The sequence below is a fragment of the Bowdeniella nasicola genome (genome assembly GCF_900107735.1).
Classification (GTDB): domain Bacteria; phylum Actinomycetota; class Actinomycetes; order Actinomycetales; family Actinomycetaceae; genus Bowdeniella; species Bowdeniella massiliensis.
The window spans coordinates 45088-57038 of the sequence record NZ_FNQV01000011.1 but is presented as its reverse complement, the minus strand read 5'-3'; the positions used below and the strand labels follow the sequence as shown (position 1 = coordinate 57038).

At 67.1% G+C, this 11951-nt stretch carries 11 protein-coding genes; 6 read left to right on the top strand and 5 right to left on the bottom strand.

Features of this window, described 5'->3' with window-relative positions:
* Nucleotides 1-3: 3 nt before the first annotated feature.
* From coaD to BLU67_RS09035, 6 genes are read left to right on the top strand one after another with little or no spacing between them, the layout of a single operon-like run.
* Nucleotides 4-492, top strand: coding sequence for a pantetheine-phosphate adenylyltransferase (coaD, locus tag BLU67_RS09060; protein ID WP_092565188.1), 489 nt, complete (start codon nt 4-6; stop codon nt 490-492).
* A complete protein-coding gene (locus BLU67_RS09055; RefSeq protein WP_092565186.1) occupies nt 492-1010 on the top strand; it encodes a hypothetical protein in 519 nt (172 codons plus the stop codon). The genes coaD and BLU67_RS09055 overlap by 1 nt, the downstream gene beginning before the upstream one ends.
* Nucleotides 1000-1587, top strand: a complete 588-nt coding sequence (locus BLU67_RS09050) for a YceD family protein (RefSeq protein WP_176780763.1) — start codon at nt 1000-1002, stop codon at nt 1585-1587. The genes BLU67_RS09055 and BLU67_RS09050 overlap by 11 nt, the downstream gene beginning before the upstream one ends.
* Nucleotides 1584-2261, top strand: a complete 678-nt coding sequence (gene rnc / locus BLU67_RS09045; RefSeq protein WP_092565182.1) for a ribonuclease III — start codon at nt 1584-1586, stop codon at nt 2259-2261. Before BLU67_RS09050 ends, rnc begins: the two co-directional genes overlap by 4 nt.
* Entirely contained in the window at nt 2254-3156 is a 903-nt protein-coding gene (gene mutM / locus BLU67_RS09040; RefSeq protein ID WP_092565180.1) for a bifunctional DNA-formamidopyrimidine glycosylase/DNA-(apurinic or apyrimidinic site) lyase, read from the top strand. Before rnc ends, mutM begins: the two co-directional genes overlap by 8 nt.
* Before the next feature lie 46 nt (nt 3157-3202).
* A complete protein-coding gene (locus BLU67_RS09035; RefSeq protein WP_092565275.1) occupies nt 3203-3817 on the top strand; it encodes a response regulator in 615 nt (204 codons plus the stop codon).
* Between the two features lie 2 nt (nt 3818-3819).
* Here the strand turns inward: BLU67_RS09035 and BLU67_RS09030 are convergent, their stop codons facing one another.
* From BLU67_RS09030 to BLU67_RS09010, 5 genes are all read right to left on the bottom strand, one after another.
* The gene (locus tag BLU67_RS09030) at nt 3820-5484 is read right to left on the bottom strand and encodes a GAF domain-containing sensor histidine kinase (RefSeq protein WP_092565178.1); all 1665 of its coding nucleotides are present in this window, start codon (nt 5482-5484) and stop codon (nt 3820-3822) included.
* Nucleotides 5481-7253, bottom strand: coding sequence for a thiol reductant ABC exporter subunit CydC (cydC, locus tag BLU67_RS09025; protein ID WP_092565176.1), 1773 nt, complete (start codon nt 7251-7253; stop codon nt 5481-5483). The genes BLU67_RS09030 and cydC overlap by 4 nt, the downstream gene beginning before the upstream one ends.
* Nucleotides 7250-8965 (bottom strand): thiol reductant ABC exporter subunit CydD, encoded by a 1716-nt coding sequence (gene cydD, locus BLU67_RS09020; RefSeq protein WP_092565174.1) that lies wholly within the window; start codon nt 8963-8965, stop codon nt 7250-7252. The genes cydC and cydD overlap by 4 nt, the downstream gene beginning before the upstream one ends.
* Before the next feature lie 78 nt (nt 8966-9043).
* Entirely contained in the window at nt 9044-10162 is a 1119-nt protein-coding gene (gene cydB, locus BLU67_RS09015; protein WP_092565172.1) for a cytochrome d ubiquinol oxidase subunit II, read from the bottom strand.
* 19 nt (nt 10163-10181) lie between these two features.
* A complete protein-coding gene (locus BLU67_RS09010) occupies nt 10182-11675 on the bottom strand; it encodes a cytochrome ubiquinol oxidase subunit I (RefSeq protein ID WP_222842445.1) in 1494 nt (497 codons plus the stop codon).
* Nucleotides 11676-11951: the final 276 nt, after the last annotated feature.

The following is an 11951-nucleotide window of genomic DNA, read 5'->3' as shown; positions in this document are numbered from 1 at the left end:
GGTATGACTTCCTCCATTGCTGTTTGCCCCGGCTCCTATGACCCGATGACGCTCGGACACGTCGATGTGATCGAGCGCGCGCGCACGATGTTTGACAAGATCATCGTTGCCGTCGCCTACAACGCCTCCAAGAACTCACTGTTCGACCTGGATATGCGGGTCGAGCTGGCACGCGCCTCCTGTCAGCACATCGACAACGTCGAGGTGCTGCCGGTGCCAGGCCTGCTCGCGGACTTCTGCCGCGAACAAAAAGCCACGGCCATCATTAAGGGCCTGCGCGGCTCGGCCGATTTCGACGCTGAACTCGCCATGAGTCTCATGAACCGCGAGCTGTCCGGCGTCGAGACCGTCTTCATCATGGGAGCGCCCGGCCTCAACCACATCGCCTCCTCGATCGTGAAGGACGTTGCCCGCCACGGTGGCGATGTCTCCGGTTTCGTTGCGCCCGCCGTTGAGCGAGCCCTGTCGGGTATCTTCGGCCGGAGGGACTAGTGGCGACGTCATCGGAGAATAACTCCCGCGGCGACTCTCTTACCGAAATCCTCGACACGCTTGCCGACTACGTGCGCGGTGCGCGTGCCATGCCCATGAGTGCCTCGGTTATCGTCTCGCGAGCAGAACTCCTGGAGATGATCGATACGGCGCGCGAACTCGTGCCGACGGAGATCGCGCGCGCCGATGCGACGCTGCGCGGCGCCGACGTCACGATCGCCTCCGCCCGCGAGCAGGCGGACCGCATCCGCGCGCAGGCCCGCAAAGAAGCCGAAGCGATCCTCGCCGACCAAGAGGTCGTCGAAGCCGCCACCAAGCACGCCCAGACCATTGAGGCAGAAGCCGAGGCTCGCGCCGCGAAACTCACTCGCGATGCGCAGGACTACTGCGACCGAACCCTCGCCCAGCTGGAAGTCAACCTCAACCGTGCGCTGCGCGAGGTCTCCGGTGGCCGGCGCGTCCTGGGAGAACAACTGGCCGCCTACAACGAGGAAGATCACCCGAGCGATGAATCCTAAGAAAACTCCGCACCTTGACCCCTCGAGCGATTGGGTCCTCGACCTTGCCGACCTGCCCCGCTCACCGGGAAGCGAACGCCCTATCGATCTCGACGTCACCCTCGCCGAGAATTGGGGCAGCGACGTCGCGCGCATCGAGGCCGGGCGCCACGTGAGCCTGACCGGCACCCTCGACTCGGTGCTCGACGGCGTCTTCCTCTCGGCAGCCGCGCGCGCCCAGGTCGAAGCCGAATGCGTACGCTGCCTCGATGCCGTCACCATCCCCGTCGATACCCGCATCGATGAGCTGTTCCTCTACACCGAAGCCGTGACTCGGGCCAAGGATGACGGCGATGAGGAAGCCGAAGAACTTCCGCGCGTCAGCGATAACTACATCGATATCGAACAGGTCGTGCGCGACGCGATCCTCGGTGACCTGCCGTTCTCACCGCTGTGCCGTGAGGACTGCGAAGGGCTGTGCCCCGATTGCGGAATCGCCCTGCGCGACGCCCCGGCGGACCACCACCACGAAAACTTCGATCCCCGCTGGTCAGCACTGTCCGGGCTGGCGAGCCCGCGAGACGACGAGGAGTCATGACAGCAAGCGCCCCGCTGCTCCAAAGCCTTGGCGCCGCGGTCGATGAGGACCTGCTGGTCCAAGCGCTCACGCACCGCTCCTTCGCCCACGAGGCCGGTGGCCTGCCCGATAACGAGCGTCTCGAGTTCCTCGGCGACGCCGTGCTCGACATCATCGTGACGGACTACCTGTTTCACAAGTTCCCGCGCCACAGCGAATCCGAACTCTCCAAACTGCGCGCCGGCGTCATCTCCCAAGAATCCCTCGCGCATATCGCGCGCGATATCGACCTCGGCAGCTATGTCCTGCTGGGCAAAGGCGAGGTGAAAACCGGCGGCAGCAATCGCGATTCGATCCTGTGCGACGCGATGGAAGCACTCATCGGAGCCGCCTACCTCACCGGCGGTCTCGAGACGACGCGAATGATGGTCCTGCGCCTCATCCAGGGGCAACTCCAGCGCGTCCTTTCCGGCCGCCAGGGCGTGGATTGGCGCACCCAGCTCGCGCTGCGCGCCGCCGAACTCGACCTCGGCGAACCGCACTACGAGATCGAAACCAGCGGCCCCGATCACGACCGGCGCTTCACCGCGATCGTCACCGTCGGCGAGGTGACGACCCAGGCCCAAGCGCCCTCCAAACGAGTGGCGCTGCGCGACGCATGCGAAAAGGCCATGGTCCTGTTGAGCGATGCCTGAGCTGCCCGAAGTCGAAACGGTCCGCGCGGGCCTCGCCCGCCACCTGTTAACTCAGCCCGTCATCGACGCCGAATTCTTCCACCCCTGCGCCACCCGGCGCTCTCCGGGCGGCGAGGACCATATCCTCGACGTCCTTGCCGGCACGCGCCTTGAGGGCGTCGTGCGGCGCGGCAAGTACCTGTGGTGGGAGCTGTCCGAGCGCGCCGAAGCGCTCGTCATCCACCTCGGCATGAGCGGCCAGATCCTCATCGACCCGCGCCCCGGAATGCCCACCCACCATCGGCGCGCGCGCTTTCACATCGGCGAGCACGACGTCTGGTTCGTCGACCAGCGCACCTTCGGCCACCTGCTCGTCAGCCCGCTCGTGCCCACGAGCGATTCCAAGAGCGCCGGCTGGGGGAGCAGCGCCGCGCTTATTCCCGAGGTCGTCTCTCACATCGCGCGCGACCCCCTCGATGACCACTACGAGCCCGCCGCCACCGCGCGTGCGATCCGCGGCCGCACGACCTCCATCAAACGCGCCCTGCTCGATCAGAGCCTCATCGCCGGGATCGGCAATATCTACGCCGACGAAGCGCTGTGGCGCGCTCGCATCCACCCGGGCCGCGCGACCGCCACCATGACCCAGCGCGCAGTGCTTGGCCTGCTCGGCCACGTCCGCGATGTCCTTGCCGAGGCGCTCGCGGCCGGCGGCACCTCCTTCGACGCGCTGTACGTCGACACCTCGGGGCGCTCGGGCTACTTCGCGCGCGAGCTCAACGCCTACGGCCGCACCGGTGCGCCGTGCCCGCGCTGCGGCCGCCCGATCGTGCGCGAGTCCTTCGCCAACCGCTCCTCGCACCGCTGCCCTTCCTGCCAGCGGCTTCCGGCTCCCGCCCACCTGGCAAAGTGCTAGGGTTTTGGACGTGACCACCTCATCTGCTCCCCGTGATATCCGCGTCATGATCGTCGACGATCACGAGATCGTGCGCCGGGGAATCGCCGAAATTGTTGACCGCGCCGACGGCCTCATGGTCGTCGCGGAAGCCGGATCGGTCGCCGAGGCCGTGCGCCGCGCCACCCTCGTGCGTCCCGAGGTCGTCCTCGTTGACCTCCAGCTGCCCGACGGCACCGGCATCGACATCATCAACGCGCTCACCGAGCAGGTACCCGACGCCAAGGCCGTAGTCCTGACCTCCTTCGACGACGATGACGCCCTCGCCCAGGCGCTGCACGCGGGCGCGAAGGCCTACCTGCTGAAAACCGTGCGCGGCGTGGAGATCTCCGACGTCGTCAAGGCCGTGGCCGATGGCCGGATCCTGCTCGATGAGCGGACCGTGACGCGCCGGCGCGCCGATCACGAAGATCCGACGGCCAACCTCACGCCCTCGGAGCGCAAGGTGCTCGAGCTCATCGGCGATGGCCTGTCCAACCGGGAAATTGGCGAGAAGCTGGGTGTTGCGGAAAAGACGGTCAAGAACCACATCACCGCACTGCTGGCCAAGATGGGCTTGCAGCGCCGCACCCAGGTCGCGGCCTGGGTCGCCGGCCAGCGCGCCGCCGGCTGGCGCCAGTAGCCTCAGGTCAGCGGGGCCTGCCAGCTGAGCAGCGTGCCCCGGCCGCGCTCGGGCCGCCCGAGCGAGAACGTGCCGCCGTGGCGGCGAGCGCGCGCCGCCAAATTATCGAGCCCCGAGCGGCGCGAGGAGTGCGGGTCGAGCCCGAGGCCGTCGTCTTCCACCTGGATCTCGATCCGGCCCGTCGGCCCCCGGCCCTTGACCGCGACCTGCACCTGCACGGAGTGGGCGCGCGCATGCCGCGCCGCATTGGACAGCCCCTCACGAACGACCGCGACGACGTCATCGGCGATATCCGGATCGACGCGCGCATCGAGTTGGTCGACGAGTTCACCGTCGTCGGCCGTATCGTCGACGTCAACGCCGTCGACGGAGATGACGAGGGAGGGGGCATAGCCGAGCGCGGTGCGGCCAAGTGATGCCTCGCGGCGGAGGCGTTCGACGATGATGAGGGCCTCATCGGGCTCGCGCAGCCGGTGGACGATCGAGCGGATCTGGCGCACCGATTCGTCAACGGAGGACAGCGAGTACTCGAGGATTTCCACGAGGTCTGCGCGGCCCGCATCTCGGGCCTGCTCCCGGGCTGATTCCAGCTGCATGCCGGTGGCAAACAGCTGCTGGATCGCGAGGTCGTGGAGGTCGCGGCCGATGCGGGCGCGCTCATCACCGAGGTTGGCGAGGTCCTGGGCGTGGCGGGCGCTGGCCAGCTCCAGGGCGAGGGCCGCCTGCTGGGCGACGGATTCGGCCATGAGCAGGTCCGCGCCCTCAAAGGGGGGACGCCCGGGCTTACGCAGCAGAATCAGCACGCCCATCCGCGCGCCGCGCACGATCATCGGGGCATACAGGGCGGAGCCGAAGTGCAGCAGCGCCTCGACCTTGACGCTGGAGGCACGCTGCAGCGAATCGACGATGAGTCCCGTGCCGTCGGCCAGCACCGTCAGGGCGCGCCCGTCGGGCGGGAAGACCGTGCCGAGCAGGTCGCGCGCGCGGTAACCATTGGAGATTTCGCACGCCCAGGATTGGCCGAGGCTCGGTAGCACGATGCACGAGGTATCGGCGCCCGAGACTTCGCGCACCCGATCAGCGATCATCTCGAGGGCCTCTTCCTCCTCGGTGCCCTCCAGCAGCGTCGTCGTGATCTCCTGGGAGACCTGGATCCAGCGTTCGCGCGCCCGCGCGTGCCCATAGAGCCGGGAGTTTTCCACGGCGACGCCGGCCGCCGCGGCCAGCGACTGGATCTGGCTGACGTCGTGGTCGGTGAACCCGCCCGGCTTTTCTGCCAGGTAGAGCCGGCCATAGACCTGGGAGCGGATCGTGACCGGAACCCCGAGGAAGGTGCGCATCGGCGGGTGGTGGTCCGGAAAGCCGCCGAAGTCCGGGTGGGTCGTGAGGTCCTCGAGGACGAGCGCACCATTGGCCGGAATCGCGCCGAGCACGCCGGTGCCCGCGGGCGGATGGCCGAGCGCCCGCGCATCCTGCTCGCTCATGCCGTGGTGGACGAACTGGACGGTCGTCCCGTCGGCGGCGAGGACCCCGAGGGCGGCGTAGCGCGCGCCGGAGAGTTCGGCGGCGAGATCGACGAAGCGTTGTAGCAGCTCGGGGGTTTCCAGCGTCGCCGCGAGGTCGAGGGCGGCCCCGTAAAGGGCCGGGGTGTGCGGATGCTCGCTCATGCTTGCTCCTGTTCTTGCGCTAGCAGCCAGCGGTAGTGCTCGTTGGTATCGAGCAGGTGCTCGTGGCTCCCTCGATCAAGGATACGAGCGTCAGATCCGGCGCGCCCGAGCATGATGACCTCGTCCGCCCCGGCAAGCGCCGAGAGTCGATGGGTCACGAGGACGACGGAGCGGCCCGCGCTGCGTGCCGAGGCGAGCAGATCGGCGATGAGCCGGTCGGCCGTTTCGCCATCGAGGTGTTCGGCCGTTTCGTCCATGAGCAGGATGGGCGCGCCCGAACCGAGCGCGCGCGCGAGCAGAATGCGCCGCCGCTCGCCGCCCGAGACCGTGTGGCCGTCCGAGCCCATCATGGTTTCGAGGCCCTCGGGCAGCGAGGCGAGCCACGGCCCAAGGCCCGCTCGCTCCAGCAGCTCCCTGGCATCTGCGGGCGTCAGCTGGCCGTTGCCCACGCGCAGGTTTTCCAGCAGGCTCGCGTGGAAGATGTGGGCGTCTTCTGCGGTGACGGCAACCGTCTCCGCGAGCCGTTCGCGCTCGGCGGGGCGGGAATCGAGGCTTAGCTCGCCGTCGGCCACCGGGATATAGCCGGCCAGCGTCGCCAGCAGCGTCGTCTTGCCGACGCCGGAGGGTCCCACCACGGCGATGGCCGCGCCCTCGGGCATGTCGAGGTCGATGTCGCGGGCGATGATCGGATGATCAGGCCAGGCGAGCGATGCGCCAGTCAGGCGCAGGTGCGCGCCCTCGCGGGTGGCGGGCGGCCGCGCGCCGGGCGTGGGGTCGACGTCGTCACCGAGGGGAGCGGTGACGGGCTCACCGGCCGCGGTATCGAGCAGCGCGAGGATGCGGGATGCCGCGGCGGCCGAGCGCACCAGTTGCACGGCGGCCGGCCCGAGCAGGCTAATGCCCTCGAAAGCGGCGAGCGGGGTGAGGACGACGACGGCGAGCTCGACCTCGGTCAGCGCCCCCGTCGCGACCTCGCTAATCCCGACGAGGATCGCGCCAATGACGGCGATACCAAGGGCGAGGGTGTCGAACCCGAAGCCGAGCGCGGCGGGCAGCGCTGCACGGTCGGAGGCCCGCGTCAGGGCGGCCTCGTGCCCCTCAATGCGCTGCAACACCTCGCCCAGGCGGCCGGAGACCTGCAGCTCGGTCGCATCCGTCAGCGCGCTCAAGGCATCGGCACCGAGCTCGACTTCGCTTTGCCGGCGTTCGATCTCAGAAATCCGCGCCGCCCGCATCGTCAGGTAGGGCCCGATGAGCCCGGCAGCGATCTGGCACAGCGCGACGATCAACGCGATGAGGGGGGAGAGGAACGCGAGGAAGACGACGACCCCTATACCGACGACGGCCGCGACGGCAGCGGGCAGCAGCGTGAGGACGACGACGTTGGCCAACTGCTCGACGTCGGTGGAGACCCGCGCCTGCAGATCCCCGCGCCGCACGCCGGCGAGCGCCGAGACCTTGCCGCGCGAGATGATCCGGTAGAGCTGGACGCGTAGCGCCGCCATGCCCTCGAGTGCGACCTGGTGGGAGGCGAGCCGCTCCAGGTAGCGCAGCACGGGGCGTGAGACGCCGAAGGTTCGCACCGCCACGGCGGCGACGGTCAGGGAGAGCACGGGCGGCATCTGGGAGGCGCGCGCGATGAGCCACGCGGCTACCGCCGACAGCGCGATCGCCGAGCCGAGCCCGAGCGAGCCAAACAGGACGGAGAGCGCAAAGCCGCCGGGGCGCAGCCGAAGCAGGGGAAGCGCGCGGCGCAGATCAGCAATCATGAGGTCCTCGCTAGCGTCGAGGCGCTTTCGCTTCGCACATCGATGACGACGTCGGCCAGGTGAATGAGCGTGGGACGGTGGGCGACGACGATGACGGTCGCGCCCTGATCCTTCAGCGCGGTAAGGCTCGCCAGGACGTGCCGCTCCGCGGCGGCGTCCAGGTGCGCGCTCGGTTCGTCCAGCAGCATGACGGGCGTCGGCTCCACGAGTGCGCGCGTGAGCGCCAGGCGCTGCGCCTGCCCGACGGACAGGCCATAGCCGCCGTGCCCGATGACGGTATCCCAGCCCGCCGGCAGCTCGGCGATGACTTCGTCGAAGCCCGTCATCGCGGCCGCATCCTCCAGCCGCGCCGAGGGCAGTTCGGCGCCCGCGAGCAGCGGAGCCTCGGAGGTCTCGCTCGCGGCGAACTGGTCGATGACTCGCCCCGGGATGATCGAGGGGCGCTGCGGCACCCAGGTGCACCAGCGGTGCCAGGATTCGCGCGCCAGGTCCGCGACGTCGGCGTGCTCGCCGCTGGCGAATTCGACACGCACCGCGCCGGCGGCCGGCCGCACGAGCCCGAGCACCGCCATAATCGCCGTCGTCTTGCCGCTGCCCGAGGCTCCCACGAGGGCGGTGAGCGTGCCCGGCTCGGCGCGTCCGTTCAGGCGCGCGGGGGCGAGGAGGTCGCGCCCGGGCGCCGCGACGCTGAGGGCGGAAAACTCGATCGCGGGGGCGCGCCCATCGGGTGCCGGTGCCTCGCGCGTGCCATCGGCGAGCACGGGCTGGGCTAGCAGCTCGAAGGCGGCGTCGGCCGCAGCGATGCCATCGGCCGAGGCGTGGAAGTGTGCGCCGACCTGGCGCAGCGGCTGGAAGCACTCCGGCGCGAGCATGATGACGACGAGGCCCGGCAGCAGCGCGATGAGCGCGCTCACGAGCCGCATGCCGACGCCGACGGCGACGAGCGCGACGGAGAGCGTCGCGAGGAATTCGAGCACCGCGCCGGAAAGGAAGGCGACCTTCAAGGTCTGCATCGTCACCCTGGTGTAGGCCTGCGCGATGACTTTCACGCGCGCGATCGGCCCGAGCTCCCGGCCAAAGCCGCGCAGCGTCGGCAGGCCCGTCAGCAGGTCGATGACCTCGGCGTTGAGCCGGCGCATTTTGGCCAGCCGCGTCGTCGAATACGACTGCGTCATCCACCCCACGAGCGCCATAAACAGCGGAATCAGCGGGATCGTGAACAGGATCGTCAGGCCCGCCACCCAGTCGTAGAGGAAGACGACGATGAGCGTGGCTGGCGTGACGGTCGCCGCGAGGATGAGCTGCGGGACGTACCTCACGAAGTAGGGGCGGAGGTCTTCCAGGCCCTGCGTGATGAGCGTGACGACTTCGCTGCCACGTTCGGTGCCCGCGCGCGGCCCCATCGCGATCGCGTGGCGCAGCACCGCGCCGCGCAGTTCGGCGACGACGTCATCGGCGGCGCGGTGGGCGTAGCGCTCGTGCGCGATTGTCGTCACCACGCGGGCGAGCACGACGCCGGCGAGCGCCCAAACGAAGGGCAGCCGGGAGGCCAGGGAAACGCCATCGGTGATGACGGGGGCGATCGCGTGGGCGATGAGCAGGACCTGGGCAATGATGAGCCCCGCCTGCACAAAGCCGGTTACCGCGGTGAAGATGATGTAGCGTCGCGCGGCCCGCACGTGGGAGAGCAAGCGAGGATCAAGGGGCGTCACAGTTCACCATTATCCCAAACAGTTCCATAGCAAAGCGCGGCGGCCAGGAGATCCCAGCCGCCGCGCCTTGCTTCGGTGTTAGTTCGACAGGAAGCTCATGGGCAGACCAGCATTCTCATCGGGAATGTGATCGACCGTGAGCCGCTTCCTAAAGATCCAGTAGGACCAGGCGATGTAGGCCAGGACCACGGGAACGAGGGTCAGCGCGACGATCGTCATGACCGGCAGCGTCTTTTCCGAGCTCGAGGCATCCCAGATCGTCAGGTTGTAGGCCGGATCGATCGAGGACTTCAGCGCGTTCGGGTACATCGTCGAGAAGATCAACACGACGGCGAAGATCGCTGCCACGGCGTTGCCAATGAAGGCCCAGCCCTCCCGCTCGGCGTGCGTCGCAAGGACGACTCCGACGAGCGCGACGGCTGCCACGACGAGGCCGATCCAGCCGAGCCAGTGGCCCCCGTAGACGAGCTGCGCGATCACGGCGAAGACACCGGCGATGACGAGGGAGGCAATGGAGGCCTTCTTCGACAGCGCGATGGCCCGCTGCTGCAGGTCGCCCTCGGTCTTCAGCGCGAGGAAGATCGCGCCGTGGGTAAGGAACAGTGCGCAGGTCACGAGCCCGCCAAGGATCGTGTAGGGCGTGAGCAGGGAGAAGAAGCCGCTAAAGCCACCGGGCATCACGTGCACGGCATTGGCGAGCGTGCCCTGGGTGATCTCTGCGGGCGGAATCGCCTCCCACGTGCCGCGGGCGACGACCTCCATCCGAACGCCCTGGACGAGGTTGGCAAAGGCGACACCCCACAGGAAGGTGGCAACCCACGCGGAGACCGTGTGGATCCAGTCCCAACGCTCGGTCCAGACGACGTCGGAGATCTTGCCGCGCCATTCGATGGCGACGATCCGCAGGATCAGGACGACGAGGATGACGAACAGGGCAAGATAGAAGCCCGAGAACATGGTGGCGTACCACTCCGGGAAGGCGGCGAAGGTCGCGCCACCAGCGGTGAGCAGCCATACTTCGTTGCCGTCCCAGTGCGGGCCGATCGAGTTGAGCATGAGACGTCGTTCTTTAGCGTTGTTCGGCAGCCACCGCAGCAGCATGCCGACACCAAAGTCGAAGCCTTCTAAGACGAGGTACCCGGCCCACAGGACCGCGATGAGGATGAACCAGAGGATTTGAAGAAATTCGTGACTCATTGTCGTTCTCCTTTCGGGCCTAGTAGACGAAGGTCATCTGGGTAGCGGAATCATCGGCCTCGGGGTCGTGATCCGGCGTGTGACCGGAGTCGATCCCTTCCTTCGTGTAGCGAGCCATGAGCTTGTACCACACGACGCCCAGGGCTGCGTACAGCAGCGTGAACAGCACCATCGAGATCATGACGTGCAGCCAGGTCACCGAGGGGGAGACGCCCATGGCAGTCAGCATGTACACGTTATCGACGGGGTTTGCCGGGTTCGGGGCCACCACCCAGGGCTGGCGACCCATTTCGGTGAAGATCCAGCCGAGGTTGGAGGCGAGGAACGGCATCGGAATGGCGATCAGGCCAAGGGTGGCGAACCACTTCTTATTCGTGACGTTGCCGCCGCGCAGGAGGAAGAGGGCCGCGCCGGCAAGGGCCGCGGAGAAGACTCCGAGCCCGATCATGAGTCGGAAGGACCAGTAGGTCACGAACAGGTTGGGCGTGTAATCCTGATCCGGTCCGAACTGTTCGGCGTAGCGTTCCTGCATCTCGGCCTGCACGTCCTTCACGCCGGGGAACTCCCCGTTGAAGTCGTTGGAGGCCATGAAGGAGGCGAGGCCGGGAATGACCAGGATGTGCTTGGAGCGATCGCAGTCGTTTGTCAGGTCACCGATGGTCAGCAGCGAGAGTCCTGCGCCGTTTTCCGTTTCACAGATCGCTTCGGCCGCGGCCATCTTCATGGGCTGTTGCTGGCTCATGAGCTGGCCCTGGTAGTGGCCGGTGATGGCCACGCCAATGCCCGATATGATGATCGTGATCATGCCGAAGATGGCTGCCGGACGCCAGACTTCGCGCGCCTGTGCTTCCTTACCCTGGCGAACCGCTCGAACGATCCACCACGCCGCAATACCTGCGATGAAGGTACCAGCGGTCAGGAACGAGGCCGTGACGGTGTGGGTGAAGGCTGCCACCGCCGTGTTATTGGTAATGACGGCGATGAAGTCATCGAGTTCGGCGCGGCCGGTCTCGGGATTGAACTTCGCGCCGACGGGGTGCTGCATGAAGGAGTTGGCAACGAGGATCCAGTAGGCCGATAGGTTCACGCCGATCGCGGCGAGCCAGATCGTCCACAGATGAATCTTCTTGCTTAGTCGGTTCCAGCCAAAGATCCACAATCCGAGGAATGTGGACTCGAGGAAGAACGCGGCCAGTGCCTCAATTGCCAGCGGAGCGCCGAAGATGTCGCCGACCATCCGGGAGTATTCGGACCAGTTCATGCCGAACTGGAACTCCTGGACAATACCGGTGGCGACACCGAGCGCGAAGTTAATGATGAGGAGCTTGCCAAAGAACTTGGTCAGTCGCAGCCAGTGGTCCTTCTGGGTCTTGTACCACATGGTCTGCATGAGGGCGACAAGCGGTGTTAAACCGATCGTCAGTGGAACAAGAATGAAGTGGTAAACGGTCGTGATGCCGAATTGCCACCGTGCGAGGTCGAGTGCGTCCACCGATCTGCCTTTCGGTCGCATGAATGCTGATGGTGATCTCAGGGTAATTGGGACTTAAGTCATGACTTAGGGACCATGGTCCCGGCTTCCTGACAGTGGTGTCGGATCGATGTCGACACAGTGTCAAAGTTAGGCCTGCAAACCGGACATTTCGGAAAAGGCGGCATTCAACGGAGGGGTCCTTTTTCTTTCGCCTCCGGCGTGTCGATGTCCCGCAGCGCGAGAAGCGGACCGTAGTGTGCGATACTTTCAACCAGCACCACGGTGTAGCGCACCTGCGCCGTGGCTGTCCGATCC

Bases quoted from the DNA above. Each gene is read 5' to 3' on its own strand.
- rnc (WP_092565182.1), top strand. From the start codon at position 1,584: ATGACAGCAAGCGCCCCGCTGCTCCAAAGCCTTGGCGCCGCGGTCGAT.
- BLU67_RS09050 (WP_176780763.1), top strand. From the start codon at position 1,000: ATGAATCCTAAGAAAACTCCGCACCTTGACCCCTCGAGCGATTGGGTC.
- cydB (WP_092565172.1), bottom strand. From the start codon at position 10,162: ATGAGTCACGAATTTCTTCAAATCCTCTGGTTCATCCTCATCGCGGTC.
- BLU67_RS09010 (WP_222842445.1), bottom strand. From the start codon at position 11,675: ATGCGACCGAAAGGCAGATCGGTGGACGCACTCGACCTCGCACGGTGG.
- BLU67_RS09035 (WP_092565275.1), top strand. From the start codon at position 3,203: ATGATCGTCGACGATCACGAGATCGTGCGCCGGGGAATCGCCGAAATT.
- coaD (WP_092565188.1), top strand. From the start codon at position 4: ATGACTTCCTCCATTGCTGTTTGCCCCGGCTCCTATGACCCGATGACG.
- BLU67_RS09030 (WP_092565178.1), bottom strand. From the start codon at position 5,484: ATGAGCGAGCATCCGCACACCCCGGCCCTTTACGGGGCCGCCCTCGAC.
- cydC (WP_092565176.1), bottom strand. From the start codon at position 7,253: ATGATTGCTGATCTGCGCCGCGCGCTTCCCCTGCTTCGGCTGCGCCCC.
- mutM (WP_092565180.1), top strand. From the start codon at position 2,254: ATGCCTGAGCTGCCCGAAGTCGAAACGGTCCGCGCGGGCCTCGCCCGC.